An 18,133-nucleotide genomic window follows, 5' to 3' on the forward strand; every position below is an offset into this window, starting at 1 on the left:
GGCATGTCGTGCAGCAGTCCACGGACGTGATCGACGATGATCAGATTCAAATCGAGGACATTGAGATTCGCCTGCTGCTGGAGGCGATCTACCAGCTCTACGGCTACGATTTTCGCGCCTACAGCAGGGCGTCCATGCGGCGCAGGGTGATGCACCGGTTGACCATGTCGGGTTTCCCATCGGTGACGCAAATGACCGAGCGGGTGCTGCGGGATCGGCAGTTCTTCGTCACTTTACTGAACGATCTGACCGTCAATGTGACCGAAATGTACCGGGATCCCGAGTTCTATCGCGCCTTCCGCGAGGATGTTATCCCGGTGCTGAAAACCTTTCCGTTCATCAAGATCTGGCATGCCGGTTGCTCCACCGGCGAGGAAATCTATTCCATGGCCATTCTGCTGGAGGAGGAAGGGCTTTACGACCGGACCATGCTGTATGCCACCGACATCGACAAGAACGTGCTGTTGGCGGCGAAGAAAGGCATCTACCCGATCGACGCCTTCAAGCAGTATACCGAGAACTACCGCCGGGCCGGTGGCCGCAAGTCGTTGTCGGAATACGCCACGGCACGGTACGACAGCGTGATCATGGAACAAAGGCTAAAGCGCAACATCGTTTTTGCCGATCATGATCTGGCGACGGACCAGGTGTTCGGCGAGATGCACGTGATTTTGTGCCGGAATGTACTGATCTACTTTGACCGGCCGTTACAGGAACGGGTGATCCGCCTGTTCGACGACAGCCTGGATCTGGGCGGTTTCCTCTGCCTGGGGACCAAGGAAAGCCTGCGTTTCAGTGGTAACGAAGATGCCTTCGACGTGATCAACAAGTCGCTGCGCATCTTCCGTAAGCGACAGATCCCACATAACGCCTAAACCGAGAAGAGTGATGATCGAGCAGAAGCTGCTTTTGGTCGATGACCAACCCGCCAATCTGGTATCCCTGGAAGCCATTCTGGAGGAGGACGGGCGGGTGTTGCTCAAGGCCGAGTCCGGTCAGGCCGCTTTGAGAATCATGCTCAGGGAAGACATTTCACTGGTGCTGCTGGATGTGCAGATGCCAGGCATGGACGGTTTCGAGGTGGCGGAGCTGATGCGTCAGCGCAAGGACACCCAGACCATTCCCATTATTTTCGTGACCGCCATCTCCAAGGAGAAAAAGTACGTCTTCAAGGGCTATCAGGCCGGGGCGGTGGACTACCTGTTCAAACCGCTGGACCCGCTGATTCTGAAAAGTAAGGTCAATTTCTTCCTGGAGCTGGACCGGCAACGCCGGGACTTGCTCGCCAAACTGAAGGAAGCCCAGGCTCACCGTGCCGCCTATGAGGCGGAGAAGGCCCGTATGCAACGTGAGCGGGGAGACGGCTGAAATCAGCAGACAGGAGGCGTGGCGAACAGGGAGCGGGTGGCAATGACACGATACCGGCAAGCCCGTGGGCGCCGTGCCGGGTGGGCGTCATGGGCCGGGCGGTGAAGGCGGTGGTGATGGGGGCGTCCTGGGGAGGGTTGAACGCCTTCTCCACGATTCTGGCCGGTTTGCCGTCGCGGTTTCCGGCGGCCGTACTGTTGGTCCAGCATCAGCACGCCAGCGCCGATAACCGGTTGGCATGGCTGCTGTCCCGCTACAGCACCTTGCCGATGAGGTCCCCGGAGGACAAAGAGGAGATTCTGCCCGGTCACGTTTACGTGGCACCGCCGGGATACCACATGCTGGTCAGTGAGGATGACACCGTGGCACTTTCCACCTATCGGCCGGTGCACTTTTCCCGGCCGTCCATCGATGAACTGTTCTTCTCGGCCGGCCACGCCTACGGCTCGGCGCTGGTCGGGGTGCTGCTGACCGGCGCCAACGATGATGGCTCCGACGGTCTCGACTATATCCGTCGGCGCGGCGGCCATACTCTGGTGCAGTCACCGCAAAGTAGCGAGGCGCCGGTGATGCCAGAGGCGGCGATAATAAAAGGCGCGGCACGGGAGGTGCTTGATCTGGAACGGATCGGCCCGTACCTGGCGGACTATCTGGTTGGGTTGTGACATGAAGAAACAGAATATTCTGGTGGTGGACGATCGTCATGAGAACCTGGTCGCCATGGAGGCGGTACTGGAGGGGGAGGACCGGAACCTGATCATGGCGAAATCCGGTGACGAGGCTCTGGCATGGGCGCTCAAGCATGATCTCGCCCTGATTCTGCTCGATGTGCAGATGCCGGATATGGATGGCTTCGAGGTCGCCACGTTGCTGCGACAGAATCGTCGCACCCGGCATATCCCGATCATTTTCGTCACCGCCATTTCCAAAGACCAGAGTTACGTCTTCAAGGGCTATCAGCACGGGGCGGTGGACTACCTGTTCAAACCGGTGGATGAACAGATCCTGGAAGCCAAGGTCAATGTCTTCCTCGAACTGGATCGTCAGCGCTGGCGCCTGCGGCAAGCGGTGGTGCAGATGAAGCGCCTCAAGGACGAGAACGAGCGTTTGCTGCAGGCGCTGGGGGATGCCGTCATCGGTACCGACGCCGACGGCGTGGTCAGTTTCTGCAACGCGTCCGCCTGTGCGTTGCTGGATCGCGAGCGGGATTCGCTATTGAGCCTGCCGATTACGCAAGTGCTGCCTATCGCCGCAGGTGACGACAGCAACGCAAGCTGGCAGGATAGCCCCATATTCGCCCGTTGCTCACAAGGGGGAGCCTGGGAAGGTGATCTGACCCTGGAAAGCGGCAGCGAGGAAGCGCCTCAATACCTGCGGGTCCACGCCAATCCGGTGTGTCGCCAGGACGATCCGTTCACCGGAACGGTATTCGTGCTGCGGCCGCGCCATGGCGAGGAACCGATGCGTGGCCCGGAGCGTCGCAAACATCCCCGTAAACAGATGTTTCGGGAATTGGTGGTGTTTGATCGCGGCACCGGTGGTAATGTGGGCAGGCTGACCAACTTGAGCCTGGGCGGGTTCCGGCTGGCCATGCGCCGTGAAGCGGCGCCGGGCGAGCACTGGGAACTGGGCATGGTGCTTCCGGATCGCATCGGAGACGTGAACACCATGAGCTTCGACGCCCGGGTGGTGTGGAGTGAGCAAGGAACCGGTCCTTCTGAATATCACGGGGGGTTCCAGTTCCTGGATCTCTCGGAGGCGAATCGGGAGATTGTGGAGACGTTAATGAACAGGTATTGACCATGAGCGAAGCAGTCCTGGAAGGCACCGAAGAACGGCAACCGGCCGATATGGAAGAAATGCAGGACGGCCCCTTGCTGTTGCCCTATGGTTTCGCGCGCCGCTTTGGCGTGTTGCTTAGGGAGAGGGAAGGGCGCCAGGAGTTATGCTGTCGTCGTGGCGCGAACCTCTCCGCCTTGTCAGAGGTGCAACGCTGGTTGGGCACCTTGCCCCCGGTGGTGACGCTGGATGAAGGGGCGTTCAGCACCGCCATGGCGCTGACCTATGAACAGCAGCGCGGTGCCGCGGCGGAAGCCGCCGATAACCTGGAAGGCCTGGACCTGGCCAGCCTGGCGGATTCTCTGCCGGAAACCTCCGACCTGCTGGAGCAGGAAGACGACGCTCCCATCATTCGCCTGATCAATGCCTTGTTTCAGGAAGCCATCCGCGAGAACGCCTCCGATATCCACATCGAGACTTTCGAACGCCGCCTGGTGGTGCGCATGCGCGTGGACGGTGTGCTGCGCGAAGTGCTGACCCCGAAGCGGGAACTGGCGCCACTGTTGGTATCGCGCATCAAGGTCATGGCGCGCATGGATATCGCTGAGAAACGGGTTCCCCAGGACGGTCGGATTTCCCTTCGCCTGGGTGGCCGTGATGTGGATGTGCGGGTATCCACCATGCCCTCCAGCAACGGTGAACGGGTGGTGCTGCGTTTATTGGACAAGCAGGCCGGTCGCCTGCAGGTATCCCACTTGGGCATGGGGGAAGTGTGTGACGCGCGCATGCGCGAGCTGATCCACAAACCCCACGGCATCATTCTGGTCACCGGGCCCACGGGTTCCGGTAAAACCACCACTTTGTACGCATCCCTCACCGAGCTGAACGAATCCACCCGCAATATCCTGACCGTGGAAGACCCGATCGAATATCAGTTGGAAGGGATCGGGCAGACCCAGGTCAACAGCAAGGTGGATATGACCTTCGCCCGTGGCCTGCGCGCCATCCTGCGTCAGGACCCGGACGTGGTGATGGTGGGGGAGATCCGGGACCTGGAAACCGCGGAGATCGCCGTGCAGGCGTCCCTGACCGGTCACTTGGTGCTTTCCACCCTGCACACCAATACAGCGGTGGGCGCGGTGACCCGTTTGCAGGACATGGGTATCGAACCTTTCCTGCTCTCCAGCTCCTTGCTTGGAGCCCTGGCTCAACGGTTGGTGCGAGTGCTTTGCGATGATTGCAAGGAAGGCCATCAACCCACCGAGAGCGAGCGCGAGATGATGGGGCTGGCGGCGGACCAGGAGGCGACCCTGTATCGCCCGGTGGGCTGTGAAAAATGCAACCACCAAGGTTATCGCGGACGTACCGGTATCTATGAGCTGGTGATCATCGATGAGCCCATGCGTCAGCTGATTCATGATCGCGCCGGCGAACTGAAGCTGGCCCGTCACGCCCGCACTTTGACGCCGAGCATCCGTGATGACGGCTGGCGCAAGGTGCTGGCCGGAGAAACCACCATCGAGGAAGTGCTGCGGGTCACTCGGGAAGATTGATTCGTCGCTTCCAATAAGACGCCGGAAAGGCGCATGGAGACATGTCGTGAAGTATGGAATTCGAGTAATCGAAGACGGCCGGCAAGAGTTTGTCATGCAACGGTCATGGTTTGCGGTGACAGTGCCCGCACTTTGCGCCTTTGGGTACGCAGTAACAGGTCACCATCATGCCCGCGTTTGAATATCGTTCCCTGGACCACCGGGGCAAAGTCAAAAAAGGCACCGCCGAGGCCGACAGTGCCCGCCAGGTCCGTCAACAGTTGCGTGATAAAGGCTGGGTGCCGCTGGAAGTGGTGGAAACCCGTGATCGCGGCGGGCAGGGCGGACTACGCCTCTCCGGGGGCTCCAACAAGCTCAAGAGCGCCGAGCAGGCCCTGGTAACACGCCAGTTGGCCACATTGCTGAAATCCGGCCTGCCGGTGGAACAGGCGCTCTCCGCGGTGGCCAAGCAGGCCGCCAACCCGCGCGTCGAACGGATCATGATGGCGGTACGCGCCAAGGTTCTGGAGGGCTTCAGTCTGGCCCGCGCCCTGGCGGAGTTCCCGCGAGCGTTCCCGGAGATGTACCGGGCGACGGTGGCCGCCGGTGAACAGAGCGGGCATCTGGAGCAGGTACTCGAGCAACTGGCCGATTATCTGGAAACCCGTCATGACACCGGCCGGTCGGTATCACAAGCGATGATCTACCCGGCCTTCATCATGGTTTTTTCCATGGTGTTGATCGCCTTCCTGATGACCTTCGTGGTGCCGAAAATGGTGGCGGTGTTCGAAAACCGCGATCAGAAGTTGCCCACCATCACCGAGGTGGTGATCTGGCTTAGTGATTTTTCCCGCGATTGGGGCTGGCTGGTGATACTGGCCATCATCGCGGCCATTGTGCTGTTTGCCCGTGCCTTGCGTGAACCGGCATTCCGTCTGCGGGTGCATCGGCGCCTGGTCAATACCCCTCTGGTGGGGACCATGCTGCGCGCTTCGGACAGCGCCCGCCTGGCCAGTACACTGGGGATTCTCGGGCGCTCCGGCGTACCGTTGGTGGACGCTCTGTTCATCGCGGCCCAGGTGGTCGGTAATCTGGCCATCCGCGAGGCAGTCAAGAATGCGGCGGCACGGGTGCGCGAAGGTGGCAACCTCAGCCGTGCGCTGGACAAGAGTGGCTTTTTCCCACCCATGTTGGTGCAGATGATCGCCAGTGGTGAAACGTCCGGCGAACTGGATCATATGCTCACCCGGGCAGCGGATTACCAGGAACGGGAGCTCAATAGTACGGTCAGTACTCTTGTGGGGCTGCTGGGGCCGATCATGCTGCTGGTGATGGCGGGATTCGTGATTATGATTGTCCTGGCGGTGATGCTGCCGATCTTGCAGATGAACAACTTCATGGCGGGATAATCCCTTTTTTTCCTAGATGCTCGACAACGTAAAGAAGGTGAACAGATGAAAACCAAGCGACGGAGCCAGCGCGGTTTTACCCTCCTGGAAATCATGGTGGTGGTGGCGATTCTCGGCCTGTTGGCGGCGATGATCGTGCCCAACGTGATCGGCCAGGGGGAGCAAGCGAAGGTCGATATCGCCAAGACCAATATGTCCCGCATTGTCCAGCAGCTGGACATGTACAAGTTCAATAACGGTCGTTATCCGAGTACCGAGGAAGGTATCCGGGCTCTGGTGGAGCGTCCGGCGTCGGCGAAAAAATGGCCTGAAGGGGGCTACCTCCCGCAGATCCCCGAAGACCCCTGGGGCAATGATTACGTCTATCTGAGTCCGGGTGTGGACGGTCCCTTCGATCTTTACTCCCTGGGCGCGGACGGCGCCGAAGGCGGCACTGGCGTGGACGCCGACATCAGTTGGCGCGAAAGCAGCAACTAGCGTCGGCGACCGACGGCCGGAAGGATCTGTCATGCGCATGCAGCGCGGTTTCACCCTGCTGGAAATCCTGGTGGTTATCGGCCTCATGGCATTGCTGTCGCTGGCCGTGCTGGTGGTGCCGGTGTGGACCGATGACGGCCGTCAATTGGACACCAATGTGGCCAAACTCACGGACCAACTGGTATTGCTCAACGAGCAAAGCCTGTTTTCCGGCAGGCTGATGGCGATGCGTTTTACTGACCGCGGCTGGACTCCGGTGGAATACGATGTGGGCGCGCGTGTATTCCGCCCGGCGGAGGGCAACGGCCTGAGTGCCGAGTCCTTGCCCGAGGGCATCGAATTGCTGTGGGAAGTGGAGGAGCTGGAGCGCGACGACGATGACCGGGTGACACCAGTGAATCTCGGGGACGTGGCGGAGCGTCTGGTGGATGACAGCAAGTTCTCCGGAGGTATCGGGCTGCTGGACAAAGAGCAGTCCGAGAAGGATGAAGAGGCCCGCTCAGAGCCATTACCCCAGGTGTTTTTCTTCCCCAGTGGTGAGACCACGCCGGTGTTGCTCACACTCCGTGCCATCAACGAGCCGGATCTGGAAGTTCGCCGGCGTCTCACCGCTCTGGGGCAGATTCGCGATCCGGATGATGTGGATGCCGTGCGCGAAGAGGAAGAGCGTAGTCAGACCATCCGTGAGATGCGCACCCGAAGCAGCGAGGATCCCGGCAGTCTGTTCAACCTTAAGCGAGACGAGGAATGAAAACGCAAAGCGGGTTCACTCTGGTGGAAGTGTTGCTGGCCCTGGCCGTCCTGTCCCTGGCGATGATCGCGCTCGGGCAAACGCTTGGTGCCAGTGCGGTGGCCTATCGCAACATCGATGATACCCGGCTCGCTTATATGGTCGCGGCGGACAAGCTGGTGGAGATGCAAACCTTCCAACTGTGGCCGGAAAACGGTGAGCAGGATGACCGCGTCAAACATGGCGAGCGTGAATGGTGGGTGCAGACCAAAATCAGCGACGGTCCGTATCCGGATACCCGCCGCGTGGATATCGACGTGGGCCCGCTGATCGGTGATGAGGAGATGGGGCTGGCGTACAGCCTGGCCAGCCTGATTGGCAAACCCGCCGCCGCCATGAACAATCAGAATAACCCGGGGGGATAATGCGCCAGCGTGGCTTTACCTTGCTGGAAATGCTGGTGGTGATCGGCATCTTCGCCATGATGTACATAGTGGCGGTGGAGTTTCTCAGCAATGCGCTGGACAGCCGGGAGCAACTGGCGGAAGGCGCCGCCGAGATGGAAAACAGCCAGCGCGCGGTGACCTATCTCACCCTCGATTTCGAGCAGCTTATTTCCCGCCCTGTTCGTGATGGCTATGGCGACTACCAGCCGGCCATGATCGGCACCGAGCAGTACGTGGAGTTCACTCGCCTGGGCTGGTCCAACCCCTTCCAACTGCGCCGCCGTAGCGAGATGCAGAGGGTCATCTACGTTTTCGAGAACGGTACTTTGTACCGGCGCTACTGGCCGGTACTCGACACCACCGTGGCCACGGAGTATCAGGAAGACATTCTGATCGACAACGTCAAGCGGTTCACCGTGCGCTACCTGGATCAGAACGACCAGGGTGAATGGCAATGGCTGGAATTCTGGCCCGAGCCGAACGTGGCGACCCAGCCGGTCTGGCTGCAGCGTTTGCCGCGCAGCGTTGAAATCAGTGTCGAACTGGAAAGTGGCGACGTGTTGCACCGTTTCTTCCGCACCGTGGTGAATCCATGGGCGTGACCTCGATGAGCCCGCGACGCCAACGTGGCATGGCGCTGATTATCGTGTTGATGCTGTTCGCGATCCTCGCCGCCGTGGCCACGGAAGTGATGTTCCGCCAGGATCGTTTCCGCACCCGCGCTGACAATCTGTTGCAATGGGACAAGCGTTATCAATACGCCATGGCGGTGGAAGTCGTGGCCACGCAGGGTCTGATCGACGATCTCGAGGACGACAAGCGCAACAACGCCATGGTGGACGACTGCGTGGAAGAACAATGGGCGGTGGAACTGCCCGCCACGCCCTATGAAGACGCCATCCTCAGTGCCTCGGTGCAGGACCTGCAAGGCCGGTTCAACCTTAACTGGCTGGGCACCGCCAGCGGTCCCGGGTTTGAGCGCAATGAGGATAACCGCGAGCGCTTGCGGCGATTGCTGGAGCAACTGCTGCCGGAACCGAACAAGGCTTCTCTGCTGTCCAATGAAATGGCCGATTGGATTGATACCAACAACATCGTGGACAACGTGGAAGGCGCGGAAGACACCGAGTACCGCTCCCGCCGCACACCCAACATGGCGGTGGCGCATGAAACCGAATTGCGGGCATTGCGCAGCTTCACCGTCGAGGATCTGTTTCCTGACATGATGATGTGGGGGCTGTTCACCGCGTTGCCGTCGGGTACCAAGCTGAACGTCAACACCGCGCCGCGGCCAGTGCTGGACGCGGTACTGGGGACCGTGGCGGGCAACGACGCCGCCGAAGCGGTAATCGCCTTGCGCGAGGAAGGGCCGATCGCCAATGTCGAGGACGTCATGGCTCTGGCCCCGTTTACGTCCCTGGAAGACGAGCAAAAACAGAATCTGTCAGGCATGCTGACGGTGGGCAGCGAATACTTTCAGATCATGGTGGATGTGGAGGTGGACGGGCAGGTCAGCCGCCTGGTCAGCCGGTTGCGCCGTTCCTCCCAGGGCGGGCCGGACGGAACCCGGGTGTTCAGCCGTCAGGTAACGCCACTGCTGAGCCCCCTCGAACCGGCCTGCAATCCCTTCTACAATGCGGAAAACGAAAGCAATAATACCGTGGAGCTGAACCCGAATGGCTGACCGGCAAAGGTGGCGCGGGTGGTGAAAACGGGCAGAGAACAGGAACCCTGTTCCCACAACGGAAAAGGACGAAATTTGTGGCCACAGCACTGATTTATCTGGCCCCGGGGGCATTCCGTAATGGACTCGCCGAAAGCCCGGCGCTGTACCAGGAATCGCCGGCGGACCCGGTCAGCGAGGGCAGTCTGTCGCAGGCTCTGGAGGCGCTGCGGGGCGGCGGTGCGCGGATCGTCATCGGCGGCGCCGATGCCCTGTGCACCCATGTCAATCTGTCCCGGAAGCAGGCGCGTCACCTGCAAAGGGTGCTGCCTTTTCTGTTGGAGGAGCAGCTACTGGACGCGCCCGAGCGGCTCTGGTTTGCCGCCGGCAAGGGCGATCACGGCCGCTACCCGGTCACCGTGGTGGACCGCGAGGCGCTGGATGCGCTGCTGACTCTGGCCAGGGATGCCCAAGTGCACATCAGCAGCCTCAAGTCCCTGGGGGATGTGTTGTCCCGCGCCGCGCCTGTGGCGGTGGCGATACCTGGTTGCCAGACGCTGGTACTGGATCGCGAACGGGCTCTGAGTTACGCCGATGAGGCCCAGCTCAGCTCACTGATGGCGCTGTGCACGGCTCCGGACGGGGAAGACATCACCGCTGCCGCGGAACCCGCGCCGAATGACCCGGAACAGCCTCTGGCCCGTGTGGACTCTCCCACCGCGCTGTTTCAGCAACTTCGGGACGGCATTAACGAGGCCGGTATGGTGGAAATCCTGCAGGGGGCCCTGGCGCCGCGTCAGAATCGCCGGGGCGCGCCTTCTCCATGGGCCCCGTGGAAACCGGTGTTGGGGTTGGCCGCGGCGGTGTTCGTGCTCTCTCTGGTGGCGCTCGGTGTCCAGACCTGGCGCTATGAACGGGCCGCCGATCAGGCCTTCGCCGACGCCGGCAAACTCTATCAGAGCCTGTTCCCCGGGGACCGGGCCACCGCCGGTTTGCGACGGCAGTTCGAGGCCCGTCTGGCCCGTCTTTCCAATGGCGGTGGCGCCACGGGCAATGCCCGGTTGTTCCAGGTGCTGCCTTCGGTGGCCGCGGTGCTGTCCGCCAGTAAGGTGGAGCCCAAACGGCTGCAATTCGATGAGCGTCAGGGCAACCTGCTGCTGGATCTGGGTGCCAAGGAATACGCCGACCTGGAGAAACTGCAAACCGCATTACGGGAAAAAGGCGTTAACGCGTCCATCGCCAACTATCGCAACGGCCCCAATGGGGTTACCGCGCGTATTCGGGTGGAGCAGGCCGGATGAAACAGCATATAGAGCAAGCCCGGACCCAGATGAACAAACGGTTGCAGCCGGCCTTTGAATGGTATGCCTCCAGGGAGCCCCGGGAGCAGACCATTCTGCAGTTACTGGGTGCGGTTGTCGTATTGTTCCTGATTTACTGGTTGATCTGGCAGCCGGTCTGGAATGCACGGGAATCCGCCCGTCAGCGTTACGTCGCCAATGAGCAAACACGGCAGTGGATTGAATTGAACGCGCCGGCGGTACGCGCCGCCCGGGGCCAGAACGATAATCGCGACAAGAGCAGTGCCTTCGGTGATAGCTGGGTCAGTGAAATCAGTCGCTCGGCGCAGAATCACGGCCTGACCCTGCAGGGGTTCACCCCGGATGGTAACCGCTCGGTGCGTATTCAGTTGGAGGACCAGCCCGCCAATGCGGTGTTGATCTGGTTGCATTTCCTCGAGGACCAGGGGCTGAACCTGGGCACCCTGGAGCTGGGACCCGGCAATGAGTCCGGCACCGCCACGCTCCGCGCCTCCCTGAGCCGCTAGGCGATGGTCGGCCCTGCTCGTGGCGCCGCCTCCCTGGCGGCCTGGTGGCTCTATACCCTCAATGCCATGATCCTGGCGCTCGGCGTTAGCTGGGGACTCTACAGCCTGTGCGACTACGGCTACGCATTCTGGTATCCAACGCTTGATATTGAGGGGCACATTCAGGAATACGGTCCTCAGAACCGGTACCGTAGGGACTTCGAGCGGCTCGAGGCGGAGCAATATCAGACGCTGTTCCACGAAATCCGCCAGGCCGTCCATGACAATGGTGAAGGGCTGGAGGCGATCCACTATCCAAACCGTCTGGGTGAGCCGGTCCCACTGCTGCGGCAGGCGGAAATCCTGCATCTCAAGGACGTCGCCCATCTGATCCGGCTGGGTACGGTGGTTACGCTGATCGCGGCTTGTCTCTGGTGGCCACTGGCCCTATTGGTAAGGCGACAGCGCCGCCCGTCCCGGAGCAGCCGGGCCCTCGCTCTGGCGGTGCCCTTGCTCGGGCTGGCACTCTGGCTCGCGGTGGCGGGCCCGGAAGCCGTGTTTTACCAGTTTCATATCTGGCTGTTTCCGCCGGAACATGAATGGTTTTTTTATTGGCAGGATTCGCTGATGAGCACTTTGATGAAGGCCCCGGTGTTGTTTGGTGGTATCGCCCTGGTGCTGTCGGCGGGGGTTGCCGTCTTGACGCCCGTGATTTATTTCACCGGTCTGCGGTTGGCGGGGCGGGGGAGTCTCGCCAAAGCATGAGCGGGATCGAGGTACTGGGCCCTGACGTCAACGGGGCCGAGAACGTCCAACGCTGGGCGGCATCCGGGTTGCCAATACCGCCCAGTTGGCGGGTCAGCCGTGAAACGGTGCTGGCGCTGCAGGTGGATGATCTCGCCCGCCGGCTGCGTGCCTTGCCGCGAATGTTCGGGCGGCAGCGCCGCTGGGTACTGCATCACGGCGTGATCAACCCCCGCTCCCGGCGGGAGAGCCTGCTGAAACTGGACAGTGACCAGGCCCTGGCCCATGCCCTCCATGAACTGTTCGAACACCGCCCCGGACCGGACCATGCAATCATCCAGGCCTTGCCGGACCTGCAGGCCGCGGGCGTCCTGTTCACACGCCATCCGTTGCGCCAGGATCTGCCACATATGGTGGTGGAGGGCGTTCCCGCCGGGGCAGGGCAGCGGCAACGGTTGGTGTTCGATACCGATGGACGGTTGGTGCATCGCGGGGACGGTTCCCCGGGTCTGGAGCGGATTGTGCCCGCTGAGGCGCTGGTGACCCTGGGGCACTTGCTGCGCAACCAGTTTCACCATCCGCAGGCCGGAGAGTGGGGGTATGACGGAGACCGGATCTGGCTACTGCAGAGCCTGCCGGTGGGGTCGCTGCCGGTACCCGAGGAAGCCTGGAACCGGCGGGCCGGCGGCGCCGTGTTCAATCAGGCGCTGACGCCCCTTTGGTATACGCTGGAAGGGCGTTGGTTGAAAACCGCGTTCTGGTGGCCGTTGGCCCGCCGCCACGGTTGGAAGGAGCTGGAGAACGTCGAACCTTACCGCCGCCAGCACAGTCATTTGTACAGTAACGGGATTTACTTTCGCCGCCTGGCGGAAACCTGGCCGGCGGCCTGGTCCCAGGTGCCGCCTGCCTGGCAGCCGCCGGAATCCCTTGAGGATATGGCCACTCGCCGGAAGTTGTCTCCTCCGCGACGGCGCTGGCTTTGGACGCTGGTGATGCTGGAACGTCACCTGAAACAGCTTCAATCGAAACAAGAACGGGCGATGAACTCGGATCGGGATGCGTTTTGGCGTCAACTGATCGCGCTGGATCGCATCGGTGAGCGCCTGGCCCGCCTGGAAGGCCGGTTGTGTTATCTATGGTTACCGGAGTTGCCCGGTTGCGCCGATCAACCCTTTCCGCTGGCCTCGCTGCTGACGGCCTCCGAACTGCGGGCATTGGATCAGGCCCTTGAGTTGAGAACGAGGGATGAGGGGAAGAGCGGGGAGGAACAGGCGAGTGTCGGACCCGCGGACGAACTGGCGGCACTGCGCCCCGGCGATGACCCGGTGCATGCGCCCGTGCGGGACAGCCCGACCCTGAGAGCGGTATTGGAAGCCGCTGGCGAACGGCGCCGGCGCGAAGATTCCGATGACCGGCTGGGAGCGGAAACGGCCGCCTGGTTGTCGCTGGCAAGGCAGGCACGGACATTACGTCAGTCGTTGGCGCAACAGCTGCGGGACCTGCTGATGCACGCCGCCAAGGAGCTGGTATCACAAGAGTTACTGGCGCATCCGGACGATGTCCATTTCCTGTATTTCGATGAGCTCTGGATCCTGTGGATGCAACGACGGATCCCAAAATCCGCCGCCGGGCGGATCATCGCCCAGCGTAAGGTCCGTTTCCTGGAAGACGCCCTGGTTGGCGCGCCGGATTGGAAAATGGACCGCATTGGCTATGGTTTTGGGGGCAAACCCTCGGAGCCATTACTGCTGGGTTTGCCGCTGGTGCCCGGACGGGTGGAAGGGCCGGTACGTCGGCTCTGCAGCGCCTGGGCGCTGAACAATATCCGGCCGGGAGATGTGCTGGTGGTGGATGAGGTGGATGCGGCCTGGACCCCCTGGCTGGCGCGCGCCGGCGCCTTGATCCTGAGCCGCCGGGATCCGGCCAATCCCGCCGCCAGTCTGGCCCGTGCCTGCGGTATTCCGGCGGTATGGGGACTGGCCGACGCCGTCCATGGCGTGCGTGACGAGGAGTGGGTATCCCTGGATGGCGCGGCGGGCACCGTGGCCCGGAATGAATCGCCAGATGCTGGACGCTAGACGCCGGACGCTTTAGAACACCAGATATTCAAACCTTGCGGATCTCAATAAGCGTTTTTAATGTTTGCCAGCGCTGTAGGGCCGGTTTTTCATCTCTTGGCGTCTGTCGTCTGGCGTCTAGTCCTCGTCGATATAACCGAGCAGGTGAGGAACCATCTTTTCGATTTCCTTCCGGCTCATTCCCTTGCGGGCGGCATAATCGTCCATTTGATCCTTGCCGAGCTTACCAGTACCGAAATACTTGGCTTCCGGGTGCGAGAAGTACCAGCCGGACACCGCCGCGGCGGGGAACATGGCGTAGTGCTCAGTGAGCGTCATGCCGGCGTTTTTCTCCGGCTCCAGCAACGCCCACAACAGTGCCTTCTCGGTGTGGTCCGGGCAGGCCGGGTAGCCGGGAGCAGGGCGGATTCCCCGGTACTGCTCGGAAATCAGTGCATCATTATCCAGGGTCTCATCGGCGGCGTATCCCCAGAATTCCTTGCGTACCCGTTCGTGCATGCGCTCGGCGAATGCCTCGGCGAGTCGGTCGGCCAGGGCCTTGAGCATGATCGCGGAGTAATCGTCATGATCCGCCTCGAAGCGCGCCACATGCTCATCAATACCAATGCCGGTGGTGACCGCGAAGCCGCCGAGCCAATCCTGCTTTCCGCTGTCCGCCGGGGCGATGAAGTCACTCAGGCAATAATCCGGTTTATCGTTCTTTTCCCGGTCGAGTTGTTGACGCAGGTGATGCAGCGTCATGAACGGTTCGCTATCACCGGGTTGCCGGAACAGCTGAATATCGTCCATATCCGATTGCGCCGGCCAGAAACCGATCACTCCCCGCGCGGTGAGCCATTTCTCCTTGAGCAGTCGATCCAGCATGGCACGAGCGTCATGGTAGAGGCGGGTGGCCTCCTCGCCGACAACCTCATCCTCGAGAATTCGCGGGTAGCGGCCAGCCAATTCCCAGGATCGGAAAAACGGTGTCCAGTCGATGCGCTCCACCAGCTCTTCCAGGGGATAGTCGTCAAACACCTTGATGCCTTTGACCTTTGGCTCCGGCGGGGTGTAACCGCTCCAGTCAGGCTGAAAACGGTGTTGCCGGGCCTTTTCGATGCTGACCAGGGAGCGGTCCACCTGTTGTTGTTTACGCCGGTCGCGCAGGTCCTGATAGGTGGATTTGGTTTCCGCCACATAGCCGTCTTTCTGGGTATCGGACAGCAGCCGGGAAACCACGCCCACAGCGCGGGACGCGTCCGCCACGTGGACCACGGCATGACGATAGTTGGGATCGATCTTCACCGCGGTGTGAATGCGGCTGGTGGTGGCGCCGCCGATCATCAGCGGCAGATCCATTTCCAGCCGTTCCATTTCACTGGCCACATGGACCATTTCGTCCAGCGACGGAGTGATCAGGCCAGACAGTCCGACGATGTCCACGTTTTCGGCGCGAGCGGCTTCGAGAATTTTATCGCAGGGCACCATAACGCCGAGGTCGATGACCTCGTAACCGTTACACTGCAGTACCACACCAACAATGTTCTTACCGATATCGTGGACATCGCCTTTCACCGTGGCCATCAGGATGCGCCCGTTGGACTCATCCTGGGTGCCCATTTCCTCTTTTTCCTTTTCCATGAAAGGCAGCAAATAGGCCACTGCTTTTTTCATGACCCGGGCGGATTTGACCACTTGCGGCAGGAACATCTTACCGGCGCCGAACAAGTCGCCGACCACGTTCATGCCGTCCATCAACGGGCCTTCTATCACATGCAGAGGGCGCTCCGCCCGCAAGCGGGCTTCTTCGGTATCGGTTTCCACATGGTCGGTGATGCCTTTGACCAGGGCGTGTTCAAGGCGCTTCTCCACCGGCCAGGAACGCCATTCCTGATCCTCTTTCTTGATTTCCTTGTCACCGCTGTCGCGATATTTCTCCGCCAGGTCGAGAAGCCGTTCGGTGCCATCATCCCGGCGATTCAGCACCACGTCTTCCACCGCGTCGCGCAGTTCCTCGGGAATATCCGCATAAATCGCCAGCTGAGACGGGTTGACGATCCCCATGTCCATGCCGTTCTTGATGGCGTGGTACAAAAACACCGCGTGAATCGCTTCACGCACCGGGTTATTGCCCCGGAACGAGAAGCTCACGTTGGAGACACCACCGGAAATCAGTGCATGGGGCAGGGTACGTTTGATTTCCGCCACCGCCTCGATGAAGTCCACCGCGTAATTGTTGTGTTCCTCGATGCCGGTGGCGATGGCGAAGATGTTGGGGTCGAAGATAATGTCTTCCGGCGGGAAGCCCACTTCCTCGGTCAGCAACTTATAAGCCCGGCTGCAGATTGCCACTTTCTGTTCACGGGTTTCCGCCTGGCCCTCTTCATCGAAGGCCATGACCACGGTGGCCGCGCCATAGCGACGAATCAGGCGTGCCTGATTCAGGAACGCCTCTTCCCCCTCTTTGAGGGAAATGGAGTTCACCACGCCCTTGCCCTGGATGCACTTCAGGCCGGCTTCGATCACTTCCCATTTGGAGGAGTCGATCATCACCGGCACCTTGGAGATTTCCGGCTCGGACGCCACCAGGTTAAGGAAGCGGACCATGCACTCGAGCGAATCGAGCATGCCCTCGTCCATGTTGATGTCGATGATCTGGGCGCCGTTTTCCACCTGGTCCCGGGCCACATCCAAGGCTGTATCGTAGTCGCCTTCCTTGATCAGACGGAGAAAGCGCTTGGAACCGGTGACATTGGTGCGCTCGCCCACGTTAACGAACAACGAGTCCGGCGCGATATTGCAAGGTTCAAGACCAGACAGGCGGCAGTGCACCGGTATCGACGGCAGAGCCCGTGGTGAGCAGTCCCGCACCGCCGCCGCCATGGCGGCGATATGTTCAGGGGTGGTGCCGCAGCAGCCGCCAATGATGTTGAGGAAGCCCTTCTGGGCCCAACCGCGGATTTCCTTTGCCATGGTATCCGGGTCCAGATCGTACTCGCCCATCTCGTTGGGCAGACCCGCGTTGGGGTGGGCGGAAACCGCGAACTCGGAAAGGCGCGACAGCTCTTCTATATAAGGACGCAACTCCATCGGACCCAGGGCGCAGTTCAGGCCAATGGAAATCGGCCGGGCGTGGCGCAACGAGTTGTAGAAGGCCTCCGTGGTCTGTCCGGTGAGTGTGCGGCCCGAGGCATCGGTTATGGTGCCGGAGATCATTACCGGCAGATCCAGTCCCCGCTCGTAACAATACTGATCCACCGCGAACACCGCCGCCTTGGCGTTCAGGGTATCGAAGATGGTTTCGATCAGAATCAGATCGGAGCCGCCCTGAACCAGACCGTCCACAGCCTCCAGGTACGCTCCCACCAGAGTGTCGAAATTGACGTTCCGGTAACCGGGATCATTGACGTCCGGGCTGATACTGGCGGTCCGGTTGGTCGGGCCGAGCACCCCGGCGACAAAACGCGGACGCTCCGGCGTGGCCACCGCATCGGCGGCGCGACGTGCCACCTCCGCGGAGGCCTTGTTCAACTGGTGGGCCAGCGCCTGCATGTCGTAGTCCGCCATGGCGATGGCGGTGCTGTTGAAGGAGTTGGTTTCGATGATATCGGCGCCGGCTTCCAGATAAGCACGATGCAACGCTTCGATTTTGTCCGGCTGAGTAATGGACAGAAGGTCGTTATTGCCCTTCAGATCGCAGTGCCAGTCCGCGTACTGAGTGCCCCGAAAGTCGTCTTCGCTGAGCTTGAGGCGCTGAATCATGGTGCCCATGCCTCCATCCAGGATGACAATGCGTTCCTGCATGAGAGAACTGAGCTGTGCGCGGCGTTGGTTGGACATGAACTGCTCCGTTGGGTGACCGGGGCGCATTATAGCGGTTGGGGCGGTGTTGCCCAACGCACCTGAGTGCCCGCTATACTGAGCGTCGTTGCCGTGGCTCTGTTCATGGTGCCTTGTTCATGGCACCTTCGCGGGTGCCGGATCGTGACCGGTAGACAGTCCTATTGTAAAAATACCCACCAAAGCGTCGCAGATGGTGGGGCGGGCGCGCGCGTTTGCGCATAATGCGCCCTTTTAGTGGCCCTGGAACGGGCCTTGAACCACAAACATAGCGTAGGAGG

General features: G+C 61.0%; 16 protein-coding genes. 15 read left to right on the plus strand and 1 reads right to left on the minus strand.

Annotated elements, in window-relative coordinates:
• Window positions 1–8: 8 nt before the first annotated feature.
• The 15 genes from E0L37_RS05565 to E0L37_RS05635 all read left to right on the plus strand — a co-directional run bounded on the left by E0L37_RS05565 (window position 9) and on the right by E0L37_RS05635 (window position 14,033).
• Window positions 9–875 carry a protein-glutamate O-methyltransferase CheR gene (locus E0L37_RS05565; RefSeq protein WP_133490787.1) on the plus strand — a complete coding sequence of 289 codons (867 nt, stop codon included), beginning with the start codon at window positions 9–11 and terminating at the stop codon, window positions 873–875.
• Between the two features lie 13 nt (window positions 876–888).
• On the plus strand, window positions 889–1,368 hold the full coding sequence (locus tag E0L37_RS05570) for a two-component system response regulator (RefSeq protein ID WP_133490788.1): 480 nt from the start codon (window positions 889–891) through the stop codon (window positions 1,366–1,368).
• A gap of 89 nt (window positions 1,369–1,457) precedes the next feature.
• The gene (locus tag E0L37_RS05575) at window positions 1,458–2,033 is read left to right on the plus strand and encodes a chemotaxis protein CheB (protein ID WP_133490789.1); all 576 of its coding nucleotides are present in this window, start codon (window positions 1,458–1,460) and stop codon (window positions 2,031–2,033) included.
• A 1-nt stretch (window position 2,034) separates the two neighbouring features.
• Window positions 2,035–3,168, plus strand: coding sequence for a response regulator (locus tag E0L37_RS05580; protein WP_166643011.1), 1,134 nt, complete (start codon window positions 2,035–2,037; stop codon window positions 3,166–3,168).
• Between the two features lie 50 nt (window positions 3,169–3,218).
• A complete protein-coding gene (gene gspE, locus E0L37_RS05585) occupies window positions 3,219–4,700 on the plus strand; it encodes a type II secretion system ATPase GspE (protein WP_133491005.1) in 1,482 nt (493 codons plus the stop codon).
• 167 nt (window positions 4,701–4,867) lie between these two features.
• Window positions 4,868–6,088, plus strand: a complete 1,221-nt coding sequence (gene gspF, locus E0L37_RS05590) for a type II secretion system inner membrane protein GspF (protein WP_133490790.1) — start codon at window positions 4,868–4,870, stop codon at window positions 6,086–6,088.
• Between the two features lie 45 nt (window positions 6,089–6,133).
• Window positions 6,134–6,565 (plus strand): type II secretion system major pseudopilin GspG, encoded by a 432-nt coding sequence (gene gspG, locus E0L37_RS05595; RefSeq protein ID WP_133490791.1) that lies wholly within the window; start codon window positions 6,134–6,136, stop codon window positions 6,563–6,565.
• A 31-nt stretch (window positions 6,566–6,596) separates the two neighbouring features.
• Entirely contained in the window at window positions 6,597–7,316 is a 720-nt protein-coding gene (locus E0L37_RS05600; RefSeq protein WP_133490792.1) for a prepilin-type N-terminal cleavage/methylation domain-containing protein, read from the plus strand.
• A complete protein-coding gene (gene gspI, locus E0L37_RS05605) occupies window positions 7,313–7,720 on the plus strand; it encodes a type II secretion system minor pseudopilin GspI (RefSeq protein ID WP_133490793.1) in 408 nt (135 codons plus the stop codon). The genes E0L37_RS05600 and gspI overlap by 4 nt, the downstream gene beginning before the upstream one ends.
• Window positions 7,720–8,343 carry a type II secretion system minor pseudopilin GspJ gene (gspJ, locus tag E0L37_RS05610; RefSeq protein WP_133490794.1) on the plus strand — a complete coding sequence of 208 codons (624 nt, stop codon included), beginning with the start codon at window positions 7,720–7,722 and terminating at the stop codon, window positions 8,341–8,343. Before gspI ends, gspJ begins: the two co-directional genes overlap by 1 nt.
• On the plus strand, window positions 8,334–9,425 hold the full coding sequence (gspK, locus tag E0L37_RS05615; RefSeq protein WP_133490795.1) for a type II secretion system minor pseudopilin GspK: 1,092 nt from the start codon (window positions 8,334–8,336) through the stop codon (window positions 9,423–9,425). The genes gspJ and gspK overlap by 10 nt, the downstream gene beginning before the upstream one ends.
• Before the next feature lie 77 nt (window positions 9,426–9,502).
• The gene (gene gspL, locus E0L37_RS05620) at window positions 9,503–10,705 is read left to right on the plus strand and encodes a type II secretion system protein GspL (RefSeq protein ID WP_133490796.1); all 1,203 of its coding nucleotides are present in this window, start codon (window positions 9,503–9,505) and stop codon (window positions 10,703–10,705) included.
• Window positions 10,702–11,232: a type II secretion system protein GspM gene (gene gspM / locus E0L37_RS05625; RefSeq protein WP_133490797.1), complete on the plus strand. Its 531-nt coding sequence runs from the start codon at window positions 10,702–10,704 to the stop codon at window positions 11,230–11,232. Before gspL ends, gspM begins: the two co-directional genes overlap by 4 nt.
• A 3-nt stretch (window positions 11,233–11,235) precedes the next feature.
• Window positions 11,236–11,976 carry a DUF1461 domain-containing protein gene (locus tag E0L37_RS05630; protein ID WP_133490798.1) on the plus strand — a complete coding sequence of 247 codons (741 nt, stop codon included), beginning with the start codon at window positions 11,236–11,238 and terminating at the stop codon, window positions 11,974–11,976.
• On the plus strand, window positions 11,973–14,033 hold the full coding sequence (locus E0L37_RS05635) for a PEP-utilizing enzyme (protein ID WP_133490799.1): 2,061 nt from the start codon (window positions 11,973–11,975) through the stop codon (window positions 14,031–14,033). The genes E0L37_RS05630 and E0L37_RS05635 overlap by 4 nt, the downstream gene beginning before the upstream one ends.
• Window positions 14,034–14,150: 117 nt before the next feature.
• On the opposite strand, the gene metH is transcribed toward E0L37_RS05635, so the two are convergent.
• Window positions 14,151–17,852 carry a methionine synthase gene (metH, locus tag E0L37_RS05640; RefSeq protein ID WP_133490800.1) on the minus strand — a complete coding sequence of 1,234 codons (3,702 nt, stop codon included), beginning with the start codon at window positions 17,850–17,852 and terminating at the stop codon, window positions 14,151–14,153.
• Window positions 17,853–18,133: the final 281 nt, after the last annotated feature.

The sequence above is a fragment of the Alcanivorax sp. 24 genome (assembly GCF_004360225.1).
Taxonomy (GTDB): Bacteria; Pseudomonadota; Gammaproteobacteria; order Pseudomonadales; family Alcanivoracaceae; genus Alloalcanivorax; species Alloalcanivorax xiamenensis.

What these genes read in the sequence shown, in the direction of transcription:
- E0L37_RS05570 (WP_133490788.1), top strand. Translation starts at nt 889, where the DNA reads ATGATCGAGCAGAAGCTGCTTTTGGTCGATGACCAACCCGCCAATCTG.
- E0L37_RS05575 (WP_133490789.1), top strand. Translation starts at nt 1,458, where the DNA reads ATGGGCCGGGCGGTGAAGGCGGTGGTGATGGGGGCGTCCTGGGGAGGG.
- E0L37_RS05580 (WP_166643011.1), top strand. Translation starts at nt 2,035, where the DNA reads ATGAAGAAACAGAATATTCTGGTGGTGGACGATCGTCATGAGAACCTG.
- gspE (WP_133491005.1), top strand. Translation starts at nt 3,219, where the DNA reads ATGGAAGAAATGCAGGACGGCCCCTTGCTGTTGCCCTATGGTTTCGCG.
- gspF (WP_133490790.1), top strand. Translation starts at nt 4,868, where the DNA reads ATGCCCGCGTTTGAATATCGTTCCCTGGACCACCGGGGCAAAGTCAAA.
- gspG (WP_133490791.1), top strand. Translation starts at nt 6,134, where the DNA reads ATGAAAACCAAGCGACGGAGCCAGCGCGGTTTTACCCTCCTGGAAATC.
- E0L37_RS05600 (WP_133490792.1), top strand. Translation starts at nt 6,597, where the DNA reads ATGCGCATGCAGCGCGGTTTCACCCTGCTGGAAATCCTGGTGGTTATC.
- gspI (WP_133490793.1), top strand. Translation starts at nt 7,313, where the DNA reads ATGAAAACGCAAAGCGGGTTCACTCTGGTGGAAGTGTTGCTGGCCCTG.
- gspJ (WP_133490794.1), top strand. Translation starts at nt 7,720, where the DNA reads ATGCGCCAGCGTGGCTTTACCTTGCTGGAAATGCTGGTGGTGATCGGC.
- gspK (WP_133490795.1), top strand. Translation starts at nt 8,334, where the DNA reads ATGGGCGTGACCTCGATGAGCCCGCGACGCCAACGTGGCATGGCGCTG.
- gspM (WP_133490797.1), top strand. Translation starts at nt 10,702, where the DNA reads ATGAAACAGCATATAGAGCAAGCCCGGACCCAGATGAACAAACGGTTG.
- E0L37_RS05630 (WP_133490798.1), top strand. Translation starts at nt 11,236, where the DNA reads ATGGTCGGCCCTGCTCGTGGCGCCGCCTCCCTGGCGGCCTGGTGGCTC.
- E0L37_RS05635 (WP_133490799.1), top strand. Translation starts at nt 11,973, where the DNA reads ATGAGCGGGATCGAGGTACTGGGCCCTGACGTCAACGGGGCCGAGAAC.
- metH (WP_133490800.1), bottom strand. Translation starts at nt 17,852, where the DNA reads ATGTCCAACCAACGCCGCGCACAGCTCAGTTCTCTCATGCAGGAACGC.